Genomic DNA, 21,581 nt, shown 5'->3' on the forward strand with positions numbered 1-21,581 from the left:
GTCACTCCTCCTGTTCGGATTCCGCTGCGATGTTGCGGATGCCAGGAGGACGCCCGTTGCGAACCCACAGCACGAACAGCCCGGCGGCGATCAGCAGTGCGACCACCAGGCTGACGATGGGTGTGCCGCGGGACAGGTTGGCGACCAGGGTGAACGCCACCACGAGTGCGCCGAGTGCATTGAGCAGCAGGGAGCCGATACGCCGCTCGCGCCACGAGAACCGCGCCATCGCCAGGAGGCCGGCGAGGAAGCTGAGGAAGACCGACACGGCATAGAAGAGCACGAGCTCCTGGTCGTTGCCGCCTGCCACGGCCGTCACGGCACCGGCCAGCAGCAGGAAGACCAGAACGCCCCAGTACGGCGTGTGGTGACGGTTCGTCCGGCCGAGCGCTGTCGGAAGGATGCCCACTCTCTCCCCACCGGAGCCCCGCTCTCCGGCAAGCGCTTTGAGGAGACCGGGTCCGGCCTGGAAGGAGGAGCTCGCGGCGGACAGCAGCAGCAGCGCCGTGACCAGCTGGAAGGCGGCGAACAGCGGCGCCGGCGCTGCGACCCGCGCCAGCTCGGCGATCTGAGTGGATTCGGCGGGCGGAATGCCGATCCGCAGGCGCGTCGCCTCCGCCGCGAGTCCCAACGTGATCGTTCCGACGACGATCAGGGTCAACACCAGCGTGACCTGACCGAATCGGCGACGCCCGGCGTCGTCCAGCTGCCCGAGCTGCGCGATGGCCGACGAGGGAGCCTCCACGCCGGTCGCCAACGCCATGGCGACCGGGAACGCGAGGACGATCGCCAACGGGGCGCTGCGACCTGCGGACTCGGTGATCGTTCCCGTCGGGTCCGGCTGCGCCCAGAGCCCGAACACGAGGACGGCGACCGCCACCACGATGAACGCGATCGTCAGGACCGCGAACAGCAGCCGTCCGAGATGTCCGAACCACGTCAGGCCCCCCACCACGACCACCAGACCGAGCGCGAGGGGCAGGCGGTACGCCGCCAGGGCCGGGGCGTAGGCGATCACAGCCGATGCGCCCGCTGACGCACTGATGGCGATGGTCAGCACGAAGTCGACCACCAGCGCCCCCACCGGCACGAACGACCATCCGTCGCCGAACGCTTCGCCGACCGCTGCCGACGCCCCGCCGCCCTGCGGGTAGCGGGCCACCAGCTGGCGGTAGTTGACGATGACCAGCGCGATGATCGCGACGACCAGAGCCATCGTCGGCAGCAGCAGTGCCAGGTCGCCGTTCAACGCACGCAGGGCCGCCTCGACCGCGTACGCCACCGACGACACCGGATCGGCCATCACAGCGAACGCGAACGCCACGAGCAGCAGAGGGCCGGAAGCCAAACGGCCGGACGACGCTCGAACGGCAGTGCTCTGCGCCGTGTCGCGAGTGGGCATGGTGTGTTCTCCATCCGATCGGATTCCGGAAGAGCCCGAGGGTCGCGGGATCATCCGCCGACCAGACTTCCCGGCACACCATCGCACAGCATATGCCTCCTTCGAGGTGCTGACCGCAATCGTGAAGAGGTGCGGCGTGACGATCGCGGGACGTGACACTCGGTGTCGGACGATGTTCACCCGAGCACCGGGCGCCGCCATTCGTCAGGATCGGGCGGACGGTCGCCGCCATTCCGATGCGAGCAGCGACCACACCTGCTTGTCGTGGAAGACGTCGCCGACCGGCCACGCCTCACGGAGCACGCCGTCCAGCGTCATCCCGAGGCGGCGAGCAACGGCGGAGCTGCGGTCGTTGTCGCTGCGGCACCGCCATTCCGCCCGGTGCATGCCTCGGATATCGAACGCGTACGCGAGGAGTTCCCGCACGGCACTGGTGATGTGGCCCCTTCCCTCCGCGCCCGGCTCCAGCCAGCATCCGACCTCGAACGAGCCCGTCGCGGCCGAGAACTCGACGAACATGACGCCGCCGACCAGGATGCCGTCGGCCCAGATCCCGTAGATGCCCGCGCCGTCGCGCGCCGCCCGCTCGGCGTACCGGTCGAGCGTCGCGCGCGCACCGGGGACGTCGACGGTGACGAACGACGGACCCACCCACGGGCGGATGTGCTCGCGGGCGCGGTCCAGGTGCGCAGCGAACTCCTCGGCACGCCAGGGTTCCAGCGGGCGGAGCTCGCCGCCCGAGGCCAGGGTCTTCGAGAACATGGGCACACGCTACCGATACCCGCCGGTCACTGCAGGCAGAACTCGTTCCAGTGTCGGACGCCGTGACAGGATGGGAGCGTGGGAGTCCGGGTTCGGCGAATGACCGCGGCCGCGGTCGCCGTGGCCCTGTCCTCGCTGTTCGTGACGGCGGGGGTGCTGAGCGCATCCACCCCGCCCGCGCAGGCGCACGTGCCGGCCCCGGCACCGGTCGCCGCGCCCGCCGGCGTCGACGACTTCACCTTCGCGAGCTTCGACGCGGACTACCGGCTCGGCCGCGATGCGGAGGGGCACTCGACGCTTACCACCGTCGAGACGCTCGTGGCGCGCTTCCCCGAGATCGACCAGAACCACGGCATCCGGCGCGAGCTGGTCGAGGACTACGACGGGCACCCGACCGACCTGAAGGTCGTGTCGGTGACCGACCAGAACGGCACACCGCGCCCGTACAGCAGCGACTCCTCCGACGGGATCCTGTCGCTGACGATCGCGGCGAAGGACTACGTCCACGGCGACCAGACCTACGTCATCACGTACCGGCAGACGAACGTCACCCGCCACTTCGCCGACACCGACGACGACGAGTTCTACTGGGACACCAACGGGACCGCGTGGGCGCAGCCCTTCGACCGCGTGACGGCGACGGTTCACCTGGGCTCCGGCCTGGCCGGAGCCCTCAAGGGCACCACGTCCGCGTACCGCGGCGCGCAGGGCTCCTCTGAGCCCGCGACTGTCGAACGCACCGCCGACGGGTTCCGCTTCAGCGCCGACCAGCTCGGCCCGCGCGAGAATCTGACGTTCGCGATCGGGTTCGCGCCCGGCACGTTCGTGGCGCGCGCCGACGGGCTGTTCGACACCGGCTGGGGATACGTGGCCGTGGCCGGGCTGCTGCTCGGCATCCTCGCCCTGATCGGCGCGATCGTGGTGCGCATCCGCCTGCTGCGCGACGCCCCGGGACGCGGCACGATCATCCCGGAGTACGTCCCGCCGAAGGAGGGACTCCTGCTCACGGCGGACCTGACGAGACGCACCAGCAAGGCGGTCGCGGCGCAGACCCTCGATCTGGCGGTGTCCGGACGGGTGCGCGTGCTGCAGACCACGGGATTTCTCGGCCGGCCCTCCTACACGCTGGAGCTGGTCTCCACCGAGGCGACCGGTCGCCAGGCACTGCGCGACCCGCGCCCGACCACCGACGAGCTGGAGACCCTGCGCGCCCTGTTCGGCGACGCGCTCGCTCCGGGCACGACGCTGACGCTGGGGAAGTCCAACCCGCGCGTCGCCCGGGCGGTCTCCGCGGTGCAGAAGCGGGTGCACAAGGATGCGACCAGCTACGGCTACCGCACGACCGGACCGCGCGGACCGGTCCGCGCGGTGTTCTTCACGGCGCTGGGCGCGACCCTGCTCGCCGTGGTCGGCTCTGTGGTCAGCATGGCCGGCGAGTACGGCGGGGCGGCGCCGTTCGGCATCCTGTTCGGCTCGGTCGTGCTCTTCGTCGCCGCCGCCGTCCTGGTGGCGCGGTCGCCGCTGACCAGCGCGGGCACGACCCTCCGCGAGTACGCCGATGGCCTGCGGATGTATGTGGAGCTCGCCGAAGCCGACCGCATCCGGTACCTGCAGTCGCCCCAGGGCGCGGAGCGGGTGCCGGTCGCCGTGAACGATCCGCGCGAGATGCTGAAGCTCACCGAGCGCCTCCTGCCCTGGGCCGTCCTGTTCGGCGAGGAGAAGAAGTGGCTGGCCGAGCTGGGCCGGTTCTACGAGGAGACCGGGCAGACACCCACCTGGTACGCGGGCCAGACGGCCTTCAACGCCGCCGTGCTCTCTCAGATGGTCAGCGGGATCTCGTCCAGCACGACGATCGCGAGCAGCTCGTCGTCCGGCGGCACCGGGGGCGGAGGGTTCTCCGGCGGCGGGGGCGGCGGCGGAGGCGGCGGAGGCGTCTAGGACCGCATCCCGATGCGTCAGTCCTTCATGGTGCGCGGCGGCAACGTCGGCAGCGCGAGCGCGTTGTTCCCGCGGTCGTCGGCGCGGACGGTGCGGTGCGGACCCGACGTGAGCACGGTCGCCGTGGCACGGCCGACCTCCGCCAACGACTGGGTGCCCGCATCGAGGTAGCCGTGCTCGCTCAGGTGCCTGCGGTACGCCGCCTCGCGCGCCGCGAGTGACGGGATGGCCGTCCACACCGGTGAGGCGATGTCGTCGTTGTACGACGAGTGCAGGATCGGCGCATGCCCGGTCACGGGCAGGAGGCCCTGCGCGGGGTCGCCGTCCACCGGCATGACCCGGGCGCCGAACGCGGGCTCACGCGGGTCCGTCCGGCTCACGCGGCCGAGGTCCGCCTCGTCATCGGTCACGGCCTCGCCGGCGTAGACGGCCTTCGCGTGGAGTGCTGCGGCGGTCGGGATGGTCTCCTCGATCCCGGCGGACCCGAGCATCACGAACGCGTTGATGCCCAACGGGGTGTCGGCCAGGGCATCCGCCGACATCGTCGTGCCGTAGGAGTGGGCGACGACGTTCAGGGTCGGGATGTGCGCCCGGCGGACCGCCCGGACCCCCTGGATCGCCTCCGTGAGCAGCGGGGCTCCCGCGGCGGCGTACTCGCCGAGCGCGGCATCCACCCCGACCGGGGGGACGACGTAGCCCATCCAGGCGATCACCGCGTGGTTCGCCGGGGCGCCCGCGGCGCGCTGCGCATCCCACACGTTCTGGGCCGCCAGCGTCCACAGCTGCATGTCGGTGGTGTACGTGCCCATCCCGGGGACGAGCCAGGTGACCATCGCGGCCGTGCCGACATCGCCCACGGAGATCGCCGCGGTCGGGCGGGCGCCCGCGACGAACTCGACGAGATGCCGCGCCGGGCGGCTCTTCGGCGAGAGCGCCGCATGGATGGCGGTGTACGCCGCCAGAGAGAGCCGGTCGGCCGTGCCATCGGCAGCGGACGCCGCGCGGGCCCGCGCGGAGGTCAGGCTCTGCTGCAGCGCATGCCGATTGGCCCTGTCGCGCGTGGAGTAAGGGACCCCATCGAGGTTGCCGATGAACGCGGGGAGGAGCCGTTCCAGCTGTGCCCGCTGGTCCCTGGGGAGCGCCGGCCACTCCCGGGCCGTCTCCCCCGCGGCCGCATTCGCCAGCTCGAACAGCCGCTCGGGCTGCGCCCGGACCATCGCCTCCATCCCCGCGGCGTCGAGCCGGGCGAACGCGCGGAGTTCGGCAGCGGTCGAGGAGCGCACGGCAGCAGGCGCGACGAGGGCGGCGAACACCGCGGCGAGCGCCAGCACGACGGCCAGGACCGCCCGACGACGGGGGTGCGCGCGGCGCGCCGGTTCGGGCCGCTGGCGAGGCGTCGCCATCAGGCGGCGCCGCGCCGACGTCGGGGGCCGGGTGCCGTGCCGCGGAAGAACCGTGCCGTGCGGCCGGTCCACAGCACGAGGATGACGGCCAGGCTGACGGCGAGGTCGACGAGCCGGAACACGGTCACGCTACCGTCCGTGATGATGACGATCGCGCCGAGGAGCAGGGACACGCTGAAGAGGCCGGTCAGCAGGACCCGCGCATCCCGTCGTGCTCGCGTCAGCCCGGAGCCCAGCGAGATCACGAGCAGTCCGAGCATGATCGTGGCGGCCCCGACGACGGTGATGACCGTTCGCTCGAGGCTGCTGAGGCCGTCCCCGTAGCGGACGAACAGCAGGACGATGCCCGCGAGGATCTCGAGCACGCCCGCGATGTAGCAGATCACCACGGCGCCGAGCAGCTCGGCCGGGGGACGCACGCGCTCGTCGTCCGCGTCCGCCCGGGCGGTCACGGGCGAGTGCGCGGCGGTGTGCCGGTGGACGAAGCGTCGATGGACGAACCGGACGATCTCGATGAGTCCGACGCACAGGGCCGAGAAGACCAGGACGAGCAGGGCGGTGACCACCGAGACCTCGGTGAACTCCAGGAAATCGCGCACGAGCGGGACGGTGTAGACGACCACCAGGCCGATCATCATCGAGCCGATGATGAGCACCTTCCAGCCGTCGATCGGGCGCGAGAGGACGGTCAGCACCCAGAGGCCCACGATGGTCAGGATCAGCGTGGACCCGGTGCGCAGCTCCGGCTGGCCCACGCCGGCCGATCCCGCCGACCACGAGTAGAGGAACAGGGTGAGGGCGATCACCGCTCCGGCCGGGACGGCGAAGGAGAGCGAGCGGGCGAGGAACCCGGGCACGTACCTCCGCGCGTTCGGCATGAGCGCCAGGAAGAAGCTGGGGAGCCCGATGGTCAGGCCGTCGATGACCGAGAGCTGACGCGGCAGGAAGGGGAACTGCAGCACGAAGGCGCCGAACAGCACAGCGAGCGCCGTCGCGTAGGCGGTCTTGGTCAGGAACAGCATCGAAACGCGCTCGATGTTCGCGATCACCTGCCGCCCCTCAGCGACGACGCTCGGGAGGTGGGAGAACCTGCCGTCGAGCAGGACGATCCGGGCGACCGCCTTCGTCGCGGCGGCGCCCGATTCCATCGCGATGCCGATGTCGGCCTCCTTGATGGCGAGCGCGTCGTTGACGCCGTCGCCGGTCATCGCCACGGTGTGGCCGGCCGACTTGAGGGCGACGACGATCGCCTTCTTCTGGTCGGGTGTGACCCGGCCGAAGACGACGTTGTCCTCGACCACCCGGGCCAGCTCGGCCGGGTCGGACGGCAGCTCGCGCGCGTCGAAGCCGGTCGGCGCGTCCAGCCCCACCTGGCGGGCGATCGCGGCGACGGTCTGCGGGTTGTCGCCCGAGATCACGCGCACCGCCACCCCCTGCCCGGCGAAGTACGTCAACGTCTCGGCCGCATCCGATCGGATCCGCTCGCGGAAGGTCAGCAGGGCGACGGGCCGGAGCCCGTCCGGCAGGCGCTCCTCGTCCGGGAGGGGCAGCGGCGAGTGTGCAAGCACCAGCGTCCGGCGGCCGGATGCCGCCAGCTCTGCCGTCCGCTCCGTCAGCCGGTCGTCGGCGAACACCATCTCCGGTCCGCCGAGCACCCAGCTGCGGGCTGCGGCGTCGCCGAACGACACCGCGCTCCACTTGCGCGCCGACGAGAACGGGATGCGCCCGGTCGGCTCGGACGCGACCGTCCGCGTGTACGGCACGGCCAGACAGCGCGCGGTGGCGTTCGCGTCGGGCTCCGCGCCGTACCAGGCGAGCACCTCCCGCCAGCCGTCCGGCTGGTCCGCGAGGGGATGCTCGGCGTCGAACTCGATGTCGCCCTCGGTCAGCGTCCCCGTCTTGTCCAGACACACCAGGTCGACGCGCGCCAGTCCCTCCACCGCCGCCAGCTCCTGCACCAGCACCTGCTGCCGCGCCAGCTTCACCGCGCCGACGGCGAAGGCGATGCTGGTCATCAGCACCAGCCCGAGCGGGATCATCGCCACGACCGCGGCGATCGTGTTGACGGCGGCCTGGCGCCACGAGCCGCTGGAGATCGTGTCCTCCCAGCCGCCCAGAGCGATGACCTGCGCGTTGAACACCAGGAGGGCGATCGGGCCGACCACCCAGGTCACCCAGCGCAGCACCCGGTCGATGGAGGAGCGCAGCTCGCTCGCCACGAGCGAGAACTTCTTCGCCTGCGCCGAGAGCGTGTTGGCGAAGGATGCGGCCCCCACCCGGTCGACCGTGGCCAGACCTTCGCCGCCGACCACGACCGAACCGGACAGCACCTCGTCCCCCGGCGACTTGTCGACAGGATCGGACTCGCCGGTCAGCAGCGACTCGTCGAGCTGCAGGTGCCCGGCCGAGACGACCTTCGCATCCGCCGGCACCTGGTCGCCCGCGCGCAGCACCAGCAGGTCGCCCATCACGACCTCGGCGACATCGATCTGCGCGTCGGCGCCGTCGCGGATCACCCGCGCGTGGGGCGCGTGCAGCACCGCCAGCCGGTCGAGCGCCGCCTTCGCCCGGAACTCCTGCGCCGAGCCGATGATCGTGTTCGCGAGGGCGCTCAACCCGAACAGCGCGTCCTGCCAGCGGCCCAGGAGGAGGAGCACGAGGAAGCACGCCGCGATGATGCCGTTGAACAGGGTGAGCGCGTTCGCCCGCAGGATGCTGCCGACGCTCCGGCTCGCATCCTGCCGGTAGGCGTTCGTCTGCCCGTCCGCCACCCGCCGGGCGACCTCGGACGACGAGAGGCCGTCGGCCCTGCCGGGAGCAGCGGTCGTGGTGTCGGTCATGTCGCAGCGCTCCCCATGCGGACAACCTAGCGACATCTCCCTGGCCGAGCCAGCGTCGCCGGCCCCCGCATCCGCGCGGGGGCCGGCTCGACCCCTAGTTGCTGCGACGGACCTCGAACTCGGAGAGCCCAACGTTGCTGCCGACGCCGTCCGTCACCTGGAATTTCACCCAACTCGCCTGACGGCCGGCGAAGGAGATCTTCCGCGGGGTGCCGTCGTTGCCGAGGGCGCCCACCTCGACCGTCGACCCGTCGCTGAACGAGAGGACGCCCGCGCGCACCTGGTCGGTGAGATTCGGCCGGTCGCCCAGCGTGACCTGGTTGATGGTCTGCGTGCCCGGCAACGTCAGCGTGATCGACGGCTTCAGTTCACCGCGTGACACCCACTCGCCGACTCCATTCTGGCCGACGATTCCGTCGATCGCGTTCGCAGCGGGGTAGCGCGCGTCGTAGACCGACGAGGCGGAGGCGGTCGCCTCGCGCGCGAGGTTCGGCGTTGGGGCTGCGGTCGTCCCACGGTGGAACGCCTGGATCTCGGACAGACCGACATCGCCCCTTCCGTCGTCGATCTGGAATTTCACCCAGGTGACCTCCCGCGGCACGAAGGTCCGCAACCGAGCGCTTCCGGAGTTGTCGATCCAGACGACGTACTCCGTCTGCGTGCCGTCGCTGAAGCTGAGGGTGCCCCTCGTGCCCCAGTCGTAGGAGTTCGGACGGTCGTAGACCCTGATCTCGTCGATCACCTGGGGCGTGTCCCAGGTGAGGGTGATGCTGGGCGTCGACTCGCCTTTGGACGCCCACTCGCCTGTGCCGTTCTGGCCGATCACACCGTCGATCGCGTTCGATGCCCGGAAGGTGTCTCCCCGTTCGGACGACGCCGTGGCGACGGCGTCGCGAGCGACGTTCCTGTCCGGATCGGTCGACGGGCACTCGGCGACGACCCACCAGTTCGTGTCGAGGGGGTACTTGCGCTGGTGGTACTCCAGCGCGCGGTAGAGCTTCTCGTTGTAGTTGACCAGGTCGCCCTTGAAGTAGGTGAGGTCCGTGGCCCAATACTGACGGCTCTCCGAGAGCGACGCGCACGAGTCACCGGCCGGCGTCGCCAGGGCTGGAGACGCTGCACCGAACCCCGCCGCGGTGCCCAGCACCACGGCGGCCGACATGAGTATTCGAATTCCGCGCTTCATTGGTGATCTCTCTCTTCGACGTACCGCGGGCGGGGCCGGTCTTCGGCCCTGCTCTCTCTTGTGAGGACGTGCGATTCCGTCTGCCATGACGCCCGGTACGCTATTTACCGAACGGCTACCACGTCGGTAAATTCTTCACACGAGGGGCTCGCATGGCACGGATCGAGAGCGTCATCGTCCACCGCCGGAGCGTCCCCCTCGTGCGGCCGTTCGTGACCTCCGTGCGGCGCGCGGATACGGTGGACGCCCTCCTCGTCGAGGTCAGGGATGCGGACGGACGGAGCGGATGGGGCGAGGCCCCCACGAGCTGGCGGGTGACCGGCGAGAGCCACGAGAGCGTCGCGAGCGCCGTGGCGGGACCGCTCACCGCATCCACCGTCGGGATGCCGTCCGACGATCCCCGGGAGGCGTCCGCCCGGCTGGCCCGCGCCGTCGTCGGCAACCCGTCCGCGCGGATGGGCGTGGAGTGCGCGATCTGGGATCTGGCCGCGCGGACCGCGGGTCTCCCCCTGCACCGGTACCTCGGCGGCAGGGCCGACCGCATCGAGTCCGACATGACCCTGTCCGCCGCCGTGACGGCCGACGACGCGGAGGACCTCATCCGAACCGCGCTCGAGCATGTCGGCAACGGCTTCACGACGCTCAAGGTGAAGACCGGTGCCGGCGGCGACGACGACGCGATCGTCCGGCGCGTGCGCGCGGCCGTCGGCGACGCGATCGCGATCCGCGTGGATGCGAACCAGGGCTGGACGCCGGACGAAGCGGTGCGGATCGTCAACGGCTGGCGGGACGACGCGGTCGGGGTCGAGCTGGTCGAGCAGCCCGTGCACCGCGACGACATCGCCGGGCTGGCGTATGTCAGCGAGCGGACGACGACGCCGGTCGTCGCGGACGAGTCGGTCTGGAACGCGCGCCAGCTGCGCGAGGTGCTGGTGAGCCGCGCGGTGTCGCGGATCAACATCAAGCTGGCGAAGACGGGCGGCATCGCGGAGGCACTGGCCTTGGCGGAGCTCGCCCGGCAGCGAGACGTCTCGGTGTTCGTCGGCTGCATGTCGGAGAGCCACGTCGGCATCGCGAGCGCGGCGGCCGTCGCGTCCGCGCTCGCCGAGACCGGAGGTCTGCACGGCGCCCAGGACCTCGACGCCGGGCTGTGGCTGGCGTCGAGCCCGGTGGAGGGCGGGGTCAGCTATCGCGGGCCGTGGATCCGGCTGTCGGACGCGCCGGGGACGGGGATCTCGTCGCTCGCGACGATCGCAGCGGAGCCAGGGACAGCAGCGCGCATCCCGCCAGCAGCCCGGCGATGACGAGCAGTACTCCCGCGGGTGCCGACCCGACGGTGACGGCGACCGCGAAGGAGACCGCCGACCCTCCGGCCGAGCCGACCGCCACGAGGATGCTCGCCGTACGGTCGGCACGCTCACGCGTCGTGGCGGCGAGCGCCGACCCGAGCAGCAGCGCGTAACCCGGGGCGACCAGCAGGACGACGGCGCCGATCAGGAGCGCCGCGCCGACACCCTGTCCGACGATGGCCGACAGCACCGCCACGACGGCTGCTGCCCCGACGGCGACCGGGAGGTACACCCGCGCGGGAACCCCACGGGCCACGACCGCCGCGCAGGCGAAGCGGCCGACGGCCATCAGCGTCCAGAACGCCGTCGTCCCCACCGCCGCCGTCGTGCCGGCGAGACCGAACAGCGACTGGGACAGGGTGCTCGACCAGCCCGCGAGCACGGTCTCGGCGCCGACGAACAGGAACAGCGCCGCGCCGACCGGCCAGAGCCGCCGTCCGGCGCCCCTCTGCACCCGCGGCGGTGGCGCCGATCCCTCCGCGCCGGGCCAGGTCGCGCCCGCGACCGCGGCGAGCACGGCCCCGGCGGCCGGAACCAGCGCGAGCGCCGCGACCGGCGCCCACAGGGCGGCTGCGGGCACGAACGCGATGAGGAGGGGAGCTCCTGCCGCCGCGACGGCCGACGCACCGTTCAGGACGGTCAGCCGGACGGGGGTGCCCTCGGAGGAGCGCGCCCGCGAGAGGGCGGTGGCGCTCGCCTCGACGAGCCCGAAACCCAGCCCGGTCACGGTCGCAGCCAGAAAGAAGAGAGGAGCGGAGGTCGCGCAGGCGACGAGTGCGAGGCCGGCGACCTGGAGGGCGGAACCGACCGCGAGCAGCGTCCTGGCGCGTCCCCGGCGCGGCACGGCCGTGACCAGCACACCGGCGAAGAGGCCGAGGAACAGCAGCGAGACGCTGGGGAGGAGCTCCTCCGGGGCGAGGCCGGTTCGCTCGGCGACCGCCGGGATCGACGCGGGGATCACCGCACCGACGGCCCCGAGCGCGACGAAGCCGAGGATCAGCGCGCCGTCCTGGACGGACTCAGGTCCGCGTCGCGTCATCGAGCAGCTCGAGGATGTGTCGGTACGGCTTGCCCGTCGCGCGCGTCATGCCCAGCTCGCAGGTGCGGTTCGCGGAGGCGTACGCGGCGAACTCCCGGCCGGCGAGCTCGGCGGACTCGGCGCGGGTGGCGGACGCCGTCAGCTCGGGATGCAGCATCCCCCGGTCGCCGGCGAACGCGCAGCAGCCCCAGTCGACGGGCACGACCACGTCGTCGCTGATCGCCGACGCCACCCGGACCATCGGGTCGGTCACGCCGAGGTGGGTGGACGAGCAGGTGGGATGTACCGCGATGGATGCGAACGGGGCGCGGACCGACAGCGCGGGCAGCACCTCCCTCTCCACGAACGCGACGGCATCGATCACCGTGAGACCGCTGCCGGCGGCCAGGTTCAGGAAGCCCTCCGTGCAGGAGACCCCGTCGGAGATGACCGGCAGCTCTCCCCCGCGCGTGGCCTCCTGGAGGGCGGGCACGACGTTCGCCGCCATCGTGCGGTGGCCGGCAGGGTTGCCCTTCGACGTCCACGGCGTCCCGCAGCACATCGATTCGACGCCCTCCGGGATCGTCACGGCGACGCCCGCCCGCTCGCACAGAGCGAGGAAGGCGTCCCGGACCCCCTGGGACGCGTCGGCCGGCCCGAACATCGAGCCGATGCACGACGGAACGTAGACGGCGACCGCGTCGGCGGTCGCTCTGGCGCGCCGCCGGGTGCCGCCGCGCGGGAGGCCGCCGTCGTAGCGCGGTACATCGTCCGCCCCCAGCAGCGTCCGGCCCAGATCGGTGACCGCGGTCACGAGCGGAGCAGGGAGCAGCTTCGCGGTGGTCATCGCCGTCGCGCCGGCCCGCGTGACCGTCCCCCAGTGCTTCGCCGCGGCATCCCAGCCGGCACCCGCCACGGGATGGTCGTGCTCGGCGCGGAGCCTCTTCACCAGCTTGCCGGTGTCGATGCGCACGGGGCAGGCCGTCTGACACATCCCGTCGGCGGCGCAGGTGTCGAGGCCGTCGTAGCCGTAGTCGCGGTCCAGCTCGGCGACCAGCTCCGCATCGCCCGCCAGCCGGGCGCGCTCGCGCTCCCGGCGCAGCACGATGCGCTGCCGGGGCGTCACGGTGAGGTCCTTGGACGGGCAGACCGGCTCGCAGTAGCCGCACTCGACGCAGCGGTCGACCTCGGCCTCGACCGTCGGGGTGAGCTTCAGATGCTGAAGGGGGCCGTCCGGATCCTCGTTGAGGAGGACTCCGGGATTGAGCAGCCCGCGGGGATCGGCGAGTTCCTTCACCCGCAGCATCACGCCATAGAGGTCGTCGCCGAACTGGCGGCGGACGTAGGGCGCCATGATCCGCCCGGTGCCGTGCTCCGCCTTCAGCGTCCCGCCGTTGCGCAGGACGAGCGCGACCATCTCCTCGGTGAACTCCGCGTAGCGCTGCGTCGAGCCCGGGTCGTCGAAGCGCTCGGTGAGCATGAAGTGGATGTTGCCGTCCTTGGCGTGCCCGAAGATCACGCTGTCCTCGTAGCCGTGGCGGTCGAACAGTGCGGTCAGGCCCTCGCAGGTCTCGCGGAGAGCGGCGACGGGGACCGCGATGTCCTCCAGCATCGCCGTGGTGCCCGACGGCCGGTTGCCTGCGACGGTCGCATACAGGTCCTTGCGGATGTGCCAGAGGGCGTCGCGCCGGCGGGGGTCCTGTGTGAGCGTGGCCGGCTGGGCGAGCGGCAGGGGCGCCACGAGTTCCGGCCAGGCGGCGAGCCGGGAGGCGAGCGCATCGGCGTCGGCCTCCTGGTACTCGACGAGCAGCGCAGCATGCCGATCGACGCGCAGCGCGAGGAGCTCGTCGTCCGCACCCGGATCGCGCTGCGCCACCCGCAGCGAGGTGGCGTCGAGGAGCTCGACGGTGGCGAGGCCGGAGGCCACGAGGGCGGGCAGCGCGCCGGTCGCGTCCGCGAGGGTCGGGAAGTACAGCATCCCCGTCGCCGTGTGCGCGCGGACGGGCAGGGTGCGGAAGGTGGCCTCGGCGACGAAGGCCAGCGTCCCCTCGCTCCCGACGACCAGATGGAGCAGGAGCTGCACCGGCGAATCGTGGTCGAGGAAGGCGTTGACGCCGTAGCCCATCGTGTTCTTGATGGCGTACTGGCGGCGGATGGTCTCCACCATCGCCGGATCGGAGCGCACCCGATCGCGCAGTTCGGCGAGCCCGTGCCAGAGCGCGGGGGCCGCCTCCCTCATCCGCTCGTCCGCGTCGGGGGCGGCCGTGTCGAGCACGGTGCCGTCGGCCAGCACCAGCACCGCCGACTCGATCGTGTTGTAGGTGTTGAACTCGGTGCCGCACGACATGCCGCTGGAGTTGTTCGCGACGACCCCGCCGACGGTGCAGGCGGCCTCGCTCGCCGGGTCGGGGCCCAGCTTGCGCGTGTGCCGGGCGAGCCGCGCGTTGACCTGACGGACCGTCGCACCGGGCTGGACGCGGACGCGCGCGCCGCCGTCGAGCACCTCGATGGCGCGGAAGTTCCTGCGGGTGTCCAGCAGCAGCCCCTCGGTCGACGCCTGCCCGGAGAGGCTGGTGCCGCCGGAGCGGAACGCGATCGGGGTGCCGGACGAGCCGGAGAGCCGGAGCAGCGCGGCGAGATGCGCGGTGTCGCGCACGGTGACAACGCCGAGCGGCGTCATCAGGTAGTGCGAAGCGTCGTGCGCCATCGCCAGACGGTCGATCGCGCGGTCGCGCACCGTTCCGGGAGCGAGCCGTTCGAGCCGCTCGGCCAGTTCCGCTGAGGGGGCCACCGATGGACCTTTCGTGTCAGGCGACCGCGAGCGACGTGCCGGGGATCGCGGCGATCAGCTGGCGCGTGTACTCCTGCTGCGGCGCTTCGAAGATCGCATCCGGCTCTCCGCTCTCGACGACCGTGCCCGCGCGCATCACGTAGACCTGGTGGGCGACCAGGCGCACCACGGCGAGGTCGTGACTGATGAAGAGGTAGGAGAGCCCGAGCTCGCGCTGGAGCGACACCATCAGGTCGAGGATCTGCTCCTGCACCAGGACGTCCAGGGCGCTGACCGCCTCGTCCATGACGACGAGCTCGGGGTTGAGCGCCAGGGCGCGCGCGATGGCGACGCGCTGGCGCTGCCCGCCGGACAGCTCGTGCGGATACCGGTCGGCGAACGACGCGGGCAGCGCGACCTTGTCGAGGAGGTCGGCGACCGCCTTCCTGCGGCCGGCGGCATCCCCGATCCTGTGCACCCGCAGCGGTTCCGCCACCACCTGCTCGATGGTGTACCTCGGGTCGAGCGACGCGTACGGGTTCTGGAACACGGGCTGCACCGAGCGGCGGAACTCCAGCAGACGGCGGCCGGACAGGGTGGAGACGTCCACACCGCGGAAGGAGACGGTTCCGCCGTCGGGGTCCTCCAGCTTCAGCGCGAGACGCGCGGTGGTCGACTTGCCCGAGCCGGACTCGCCGACGATGGCCACGGTCTGCCCGCGCGGAACCTGCAGGCTCACGCCGTCGATCGCGAGGAAGGGCTCCGACCGGCCGCGGATGCGGTACTTCTTCACCGCACCCGCGATGTCGAGGAGGATCTCCGGCTCCGCGCCGTCGGCTGCCGCCTCCACCACGGGGGCGACCTTCGCGCTGGCCATCCCCGGCGCTGCGGCCAGCAGACGCCGCGTGTACTCGTGCCGTGGATGCGCGACGAGCTCGGCCGCCGGCCCGGTCTCGACGATCTCGCCGCGGAACATCACCGCGACCCGGTCGGCGCGCTCGGCGGCGAGCGCCAGGTCGTGCGTGATGAGGAGAACGGCCGCGCCGAGCTCGGACGCGAGCTGGCCCATCTGGTCGAGGACCAGGCGCTGGACCGTCACGTCGAGTGCGGAAGTCGGCTCGTCGGCGAGCAGCACCTCCGGGCGGCAGGCCAGCGCCATGGCGATCAGGACGCGCTGCCGCATCCCGCCGGAGAACTCGTGCGGGTACTGGTTGAACCGGGCCGGGGCGTCGCCGATGCCGGCCCGCTCGAGCAGCCGGATGGCCTCCTGCTTCGCCGCCTGCCCCGTGGCCCGTCCGTGGACCTGGAGCGCTTCGACGATCTGCGCGCCGATCTTCATCACCGGGTTCAGATTGGTCATCGGGTCCTGCGGCACCAGCCCGATGCGGTTGCCGCGGATTGACGTCATCGCCTTCTCCGGGGCGGCCGTGATGTCGAGCTCCTTGAGCAGGATGGTGCCCGACGAGATCCTGCCGTTCTCCGCGAGCAGCCGGTTGACGCACGCGGCGAGCGTCGACTTCCCGGAGCCGGACTCGCCGACGATGGCGACGGTCTCGCCGGCCGCGACGTCGAGACTCACATGCTTGACCGCCTCCACCTCGCCGCGCGAGGTCGTGAAGGTGACCGAGAGGTCCCGGATGCTCAGGACGGGCTCGCGGACGGTCTGCTGGGTGTCGCTGTTCATCGTTCCTCGGCGTTCGTCGTGACGGGAGAGGCTTCGGCCGCCAGCGCCGCTGCGGCGGCGTCGAGCAGCACGGACTGGATGGCGTCGCCGGTCACCGGCGACGGGCGCGTGTCGTGGTCGGCGTCCCGGGGCAGCGGTCCGGTCGTCCCGGCGAGCCGCATCGCCGCACCCGCGACGACGACGTCGGCGTCGAGCCCGAAGCCGAACCAGGTCCCGGTGAAGCCGCCGTGCCCGAGCAGGGTGACGGATCGGCCGCCGACCGCGATCGTGCTGAGACGGAAGCCCACCGCCTGCCCGGGGTCGACCGCCGAGGGCCGGCTGAACGCGTGCAGCACGTCGTCCGACACGAAGCCGTCGCGGAGGGCAGCGCCCAGGGCGAGCAGGTCGTCGACCGTCGAGAACAGACCGGCGTGGCCGGAGACGCCGCCGAGGGCGTGCGCAGCGTTGCCGTCGTCGACCTCTCCGCGGATCGGGCCGCCGCGCCAGCCGTCGAACCCGTCCGGCCGGAACGGCACAGGGAACGGCGTGCCGGTGGCGATCATCCGGAACTCGTAGGCGTCGCTGTCCGCGCTGGTGACCGCGGACGCGGCGGGAACCGGCCCGTATTCGCTGGTGAGCCCGAGCGGTTCGGCGACCATCGCCCGATAGGCGTCGCTCAGTGGACGGCCGGTCACCCGCTCGACCACCGCCCCGGCGAGGATGAGGCCGAAGTCGGAGTACCGCCACTCCGTGCCCGGTGCGCTCGCCAGCGGAAGCTCCTGGGCGCGTGCGATCGCGGCGTCGCGGTCGGTGGTCTCCAGATACAGCGGCCACCACGGCTGGAGACCGGCCGTGTGGGTGAGCAGCTGCTCCAGGGTGACGCCGTCCTTGTCGCCGCCGCGGAACGCGGGGAGGTGCTCGCGGACGGGATCGTCGAGGTGGAGGCGTCCCTCGTCGACGAGGCGCATGACCATGACCGTGGTGGCGGCGACCTTGGTGACCGACGCGAGATCGAGCAACAGGTCCCTGCTCATCGGGACCGCCTCCGCCCCCGCACCGCTCGGAGCGGCCCAGCCGCCGCATCCCACCTCCACGCCGGCCGTCGTGCGCACGCCGACGATGGCGCTGGCGGGATGCGTCCCGGGCCCGCCGAGGCCCAGCAGGCGATCGACGTACGTCTGGAGGCCGCTCACCGGCGCGCCTCCTCCGCGTCGCGGCGGAACTCCACGTGCGGCCACTCCGTCAGCGCCTCGCCCCGCGGAAGCGGAGCACCGGGCGCCGGGGTCATCCGGCCGAGGACCCGGGGACCCGAGGCACCCGTGCAGCTGGGGACGTTCGCGGGGAGCCCGTTCGCCGTCGCCCAGCCGATCAGGGCGAAGGCGACGGCCTCCTTATCGTCGGACGGGACGCCGAGGGCGTCGCTCGTGCGCACATCCACGCCGGGCAGCAGCTCCTCGATGCGCCGGAGCAGCACCGGGTTGCGCACACCGCCGCCCGAGACGATCAGCACCTCGACCCCGGCGGTGCGGATCGCGTCCGCCACCGTGCGCGCGGTCAGGTCGGTGAGGGTGGCGACCAGGTCGGGGAGGGAGAGGTCGCGGGAGGTGCGGCTCAGCTGCTCGAGCACATAGTCGAGGTGGAACAGCTCTTTCCCGGTGCTCTTCGGGGTGGGGAGCGCGTAGTAGGGCTCGGCGAGGAACTGCCGAAGGACCGCCTCGTCCACGGTCCCCGCCGACGCCAGGCGGCCGTCGCGGTCGAAGCTCTCCGGTGTCTCCGTCGAGTGCGTGACCACGGCGTCGACGAGCGCGTTGGCCGGCCCGATGTCCCACGCGACCGGGTCCTGGCCCGCGGCGACGACGGTGACGTTGGAGATGCCGCCGAGGTTCAGCGCACCGGCGCGGACGCCGTCGGCGCCGAGGCCGCGCAGCAGGATCGTGTCGAGGATGGGCACCAGCGGAGCGCCCTGGCCGCCGGCCGCGATGTCGGCTGCGCGCAGGTCGGACACCACCGGGAGCCCGGTCGCCTGGGCGATCCACGCCGGCTCGCCGAGCTGGAGCGTCCCGCGGGCCCGGCCGTCCTCGATCCAGTGGAACACCGTCTGCCCGTGCGAGCAGACGAGGTCCACCGGGCCGAACCCGCCATCGGCGTGAGCGCGGAGCGCCGCCCGGGCGGCCTCCCCGAACTCCTGGCCGATGGCCGTGTCCAGCTCGCAGGCGACGTCGAATCCGACCGCGGCGGGGGGCAGTGCCGCGAGCAGGCGCGCCCGCAGACCGGCGGAGTACGGCGTGGACGTCGTGTACTCGATGGTCGCGGTCGCCGAGGCGCCGTCGCCGTCGAAGTCGACGATCGCGATGTCGATCCCGTCGTGCGAGGTTCCGGAGATCATGCCGAGGACGCGCATCAGATCTCCGCCTTCGGGGCAGAGGCGACGACGGTGCGCAGGACGCCGGAGGCCGCGTCGAGCGCGCTCCGGGCGTCCTCGACGCTCATCCCGGTGACGATCGTCGCGATGGCGAGCTTGGCGTTCCAGTCGGCGGCGTCGAGCGCGACGCGTGCCGTCTCGTCGTCCGTGCCGGTGGCCAGTGTGACGATCCGCACGGCCCGGCGCAGCAGCTTCGCGTTGGTCGCCTTCACATCCACCATCAACGTCTTATAGGTCTTGCCGAGCCGGATCATGCTGATGGTGGAGATCATGTTGAGCACCAGCTTCGTCGCGGTGCCCGCCCCGAGCCGGGTCGAGCCGGTCACGACCTCCGGCCCGACGGCGATCTCGATGCCGTGACGTGAGATCGCGGAGATCGGGGTGTCCACGTTGCACGAGAGCCCCACGGTCAGCGCTCCGCTCTCGTTCGCGAGACGCAGCGCGCCGAGCACGTACGGGGTGCGGCCGCTGGAGGCGATGCCGACGACCGTGTCGAGTGGACCGGGCGCGACGTTCCCCAGATCGGCGCGGCCGGTCGCCTCGCTGTCCTCCGCGGACTCGATGGAGCTGACCAGAGCGGTCGGGCCCCCGGCGATCAGCCCGAGCACGATGTCCCCGTCCGTTCCGAAGGTCGGCGGGATCTCGGAGGCGTCGAGCACTCCCAGCCGGCCGCTGGTGCCGGCGCCGACGTAGATGATCCGTCCGCCCGCGCGGACGCGCTCGGAGGTGTCCTCGATGGCCGCGATGATGGTCGGCAGTGCGTCGCGCACCGCCCCCGGGATCCGGGAGTCGCGATCGTTCATCAGCGTGACCAGCTCCGCGACGCTGAGCTCGTCCAGCATCAGGTCGTCGTCGGCCACCGCCTCCGTCATCAGTTCGTCGAGTTCGGCGTCGGGCGAGTTCGTAGCCATCAACGGCCTCCGGTCTTGGGGTCGAGGGCGGCGCGCAGGCCGTCGCCGAGAAGGTTCAGCCCGATGACGGCGCAGATCAGCGCGGCGCCCGGGAAGAGCAGCATCCACGGGGCGACGCTGGTCAGCGCCTGCGCCTCGTAGACCATGCCTCCGAGCGATGCGGCGGGCGGCGGCGTCCCGAAGCCGAGGAAGCTCAGCGCCGCCTCGGTCAGGATCGCCCACGAGAGCGAGAGCGTGACCTGCACCACCAGGATCCCGCGCATGTTCGGCAGGACGTGCGTGAACAGGGTCGAGAGCCGGCTGCGGCCGATGGCGGTCGACGCCGCGACGTACTCGGTGGTGCGCAGCGTGAGGACCGGCCCGCGGGCGACGCGCGCGAAGATCGGCATGTAGACCACGGCGATCGCGATGGCCACCGTGAGCCAGCTCCGCTGCAGCGTGGCGGCCAGCGCCAGCGCGAGCAGCAGCGACGGGAAGGCGAAGAGCACGTTGGTGACGATCCCGACCACCCGGTCGGTCACCCCGAGGAAGAAGCCGGCGAGGACGCCGATCAGGGTGCCGACCACGGCGGCCGCCGCGACGGAGACGAGCGCGATGAGCAGCGAGTTCGCGAGCCCGGCCGCGACGCGCGAGAACGTGTCCCGCCCGAACTGGTCGGTGCCGAACCAGTGCGTGCCGCTCGGCGGGTTCAGCGCCTGCGAGACGTCCTGGTGGGCGGGGTTGTACGGGGTCAGACCGAAGGCCGCCATCAGGGCGAGCACGATCACGATGCCCATCAGGACCAGCCCGGTGATGCCGGGCACCGAGCGGAAGGCGGCGACCCAGGCGCGGGAGCGGCGGCTGGAGTCGATGGCGACGTCGGGGACGTTGCTCATGCCGGTCGCGGCGCTCATCGGACACGCACCTTCGGGTCGACGACACGGTAGACCATGTCGGTGAGGAGGTTCACCAGCACGAACATCGTCGCGATGATGAGGACCGTGCTCTGGACCACGGCGTACTCCTTCTGGTTCAGCCCGAGGAGGACCTGGCGTCCGATCCCGGGGATCGCGAAGATCTGCTCGGCCACCAGCGCGCCGCCCAGGAGGAAGCCGAACTGGAGGCCCGTCATGGTCACCACGGGGATGAGCGCGTTCCTGAGCACGTGCCGCACGCGGAGCCTGCGCTCCGGAACGCCCTTGGCCCGCGCGGTCCGGATGTAGTCCTCCGCGCGGATGGACAGGATCGCCGTCCGGGTGGTCTGCAGCACGGGCGGCGCGATGCTGATCCCGAGCACGAGCGCCGGCAGGATCATCTGCTGCAGGTTGAGCCCCGGATTCTGCAGCAGCGTCTTGTACCCCTCGCCGTTCGGGTACCAGCCGAACGAGTTCGCCAGCCAGGTCGCGAGCACGGTCGCCAGCAGGAACGACGGGATGGAGAGCGCGAGCAGACTCCCGAACTGGGTGACGTTGTCGCCGAACCGGCCGGGACGGTTGGCCGCGAACACCCCGCCCGGGATGCCGAGCAGCAGGCCGATGATGATCGAGAACACGGCAAGCTCGATCGTGTTCGGGAGCGCCTGGGCCGTCATCTGCACGACGCTCTGGTGCGAGGTGGTGTTTATCCCGAGGTTCCCGGTCAGCACGCCGCCGAGCCAGTCGAAGTACTGCACGATCAGCGGCTTGTCGATGCCGTAGTACGCCTCGAGCTGGCGGATCTGATCCTGCGTCAGGTCGCCGGCGGCGGTGCCGTACGCGGCCGTGATCTGGTTGCCCGGGACGACCCGGAGGATGACGAAGGTGAGGATGGACACTCCCACGAGGGTGAGGAGCGCTTCGCCGATCCGCCGGGTGACGGGATGGCGGAGGACGTGCAGGAATCGAGTCATGAGAGCCCGGAGGGTCGGACGTCGGGGCGGGCGCGCGGCCCGCCCCGACG

Annotated in this window: 14 protein-coding genes; 2 read left to right on the top strand and 12 right to left on the bottom strand. The window is 71.8% G+C overall.

The genetic code is table 11. The features are described 5' to 3' along the window. Position 1 precedes the first annotated feature (1 nt). Positions 2–1,402: an APC family permease gene (locus BJ963_RS12580; protein ID WP_179457034.1), complete on the bottom strand. Its 1,401-nt coding sequence runs from the start codon at positions 1,400–1,402 to the stop codon at positions 2–4. A gap of 204 nt (positions 1,403–1,606) precedes the next feature. Further along, on the bottom strand, positions 1,607–2,164 hold the full coding sequence (locus BJ963_RS12585) for a GNAT family N-acetyltransferase (RefSeq protein ID WP_179457035.1): 558 nt from the start codon (positions 2,162–2,164) through the stop codon (positions 1,607–1,609). 99 nt (positions 2,165–2,263) lie between these two features. On the opposite strand from BJ963_RS12585, the gene BJ963_RS12590 reads away from it, so the two are divergent. Next, a complete protein-coding gene (locus BJ963_RS12590) occupies positions 2,264–4,102 on the top strand; it encodes a DUF2207 domain-containing protein (protein WP_179457036.1) in 1,839 nt (612 codons plus the stop codon). 17 nt (positions 4,103–4,119) lie between these two features. On the opposite strand, the gene BJ963_RS12595 is transcribed toward BJ963_RS12590, so the two are convergent. The 3 genes from BJ963_RS12595 to BJ963_RS12605 form a co-directional block, all read right to left on the bottom strand. Next, a complete protein-coding gene (locus BJ963_RS12595; RefSeq protein WP_179457037.1) occupies positions 4,120–5,505 on the bottom strand; it encodes an alpha/beta hydrolase in 1,386 nt (461 codons plus the stop codon). Continuing rightward, positions 5,505–8,345, bottom strand: a complete 2,841-nt coding sequence (locus tag BJ963_RS12600; RefSeq protein ID WP_179457038.1) for an HAD-IC family P-type ATPase — start codon at positions 8,343–8,345, stop codon at positions 5,505–5,507. The genes BJ963_RS12595 and BJ963_RS12600 overlap by 1 nt, the downstream gene beginning before the upstream one ends. A gap of 94 nt (positions 8,346–8,439) precedes the next feature. Further along, positions 8,440–9,507: a discoidin domain-containing protein gene (locus BJ963_RS12605; RefSeq protein ID WP_179457039.1), complete on the bottom strand. Its 1,068-nt coding sequence runs from the start codon at positions 9,505–9,507 to the stop codon at positions 8,440–8,442. A gap of 176 nt (positions 9,508–9,683) precedes the next feature. On the opposite strand from BJ963_RS12605, the gene BJ963_RS12610 reads away from it, so the two are divergent. Further along, entirely contained in the window at positions 9,684–10,835 is a 1,152-nt protein-coding gene (locus BJ963_RS12610) for a mandelate racemase/muconate lactonizing enzyme family protein (protein ID WP_179457040.1), read from the top strand. A 1,064-nt stretch (positions 10,836–11,899) separates the two neighbouring features. On the opposite strand, the gene BJ963_RS12615 is transcribed toward BJ963_RS12610, so the two are convergent. The 7 genes from BJ963_RS12615 to BJ963_RS12645 form a co-directional block, all read right to left on the bottom strand. Then, positions 11,900–14,605 (bottom strand): FAD-binding and (Fe-S)-binding domain-containing protein, encoded by a 2,706-nt coding sequence (locus tag BJ963_RS12615; protein ID WP_179458132.1) that lies wholly within the window; start codon positions 14,603–14,605, stop codon positions 11,900–11,902. A 100-nt stretch (positions 14,606–14,705) separates the two neighbouring features. Further along, positions 14,706–16,352: an ABC transporter ATP-binding protein gene (locus BJ963_RS12620; protein ID WP_179457041.1), complete on the bottom strand. Its 1,647-nt coding sequence runs from the start codon at positions 16,350–16,352 to the stop codon at positions 14,706–14,708. Beyond that, the gene (locus BJ963_RS12625) at positions 16,349–17,524 is read right to left on the bottom strand and encodes a serine hydrolase (protein WP_179457042.1); all 1,176 of its coding nucleotides are present in this window, start codon (positions 17,522–17,524) and stop codon (positions 16,349–16,351) included. Before BJ963_RS12625 ends, BJ963_RS12620 begins: the two co-directional genes overlap by 4 nt. Beyond that, a complete protein-coding gene (locus BJ963_RS12630; RefSeq protein WP_179457043.1) occupies positions 17,521–18,732 on the bottom strand; it encodes an anhydro-N-acetylmuramic acid kinase in 1,212 nt (403 codons plus the stop codon). Before BJ963_RS12630 ends, BJ963_RS12625 begins: the two co-directional genes overlap by 4 nt. Further along, positions 18,732–19,664, bottom strand: coding sequence for an N-acetylmuramic acid 6-phosphate etherase (gene murQ, locus BJ963_RS12635; RefSeq protein WP_179457044.1), 933 nt, complete (start codon positions 19,662–19,664; stop codon positions 18,732–18,734). Before murQ ends, BJ963_RS12630 begins: the two co-directional genes overlap by 1 nt. After that, positions 19,664–20,557 carry an ABC transporter permease gene (locus tag BJ963_RS12640; RefSeq protein WP_246298054.1) on the bottom strand — a complete coding sequence of 298 codons (894 nt, stop codon included), beginning with the start codon at positions 20,555–20,557 and terminating at the stop codon, positions 19,664–19,666. Before BJ963_RS12640 ends, murQ begins: the two co-directional genes overlap by 1 nt. Then, a complete protein-coding gene (locus BJ963_RS12645) occupies positions 20,554–21,531 on the bottom strand; it encodes an ABC transporter permease (RefSeq protein WP_179457045.1) in 978 nt (325 codons plus the stop codon). Before BJ963_RS12645 ends, BJ963_RS12640 begins: the two co-directional genes overlap by 4 nt. Between the last annotated feature and the right edge of the window lie 50 nt (positions 21,532–21,581).

The organism is Leifsonia soli (genome assembly GCF_013408745.1).
Lineage (GTDB): Bacteria > Actinomycetota > Actinomycetes > Actinomycetales > Microbacteriaceae > Leifsonia > Leifsonia soli.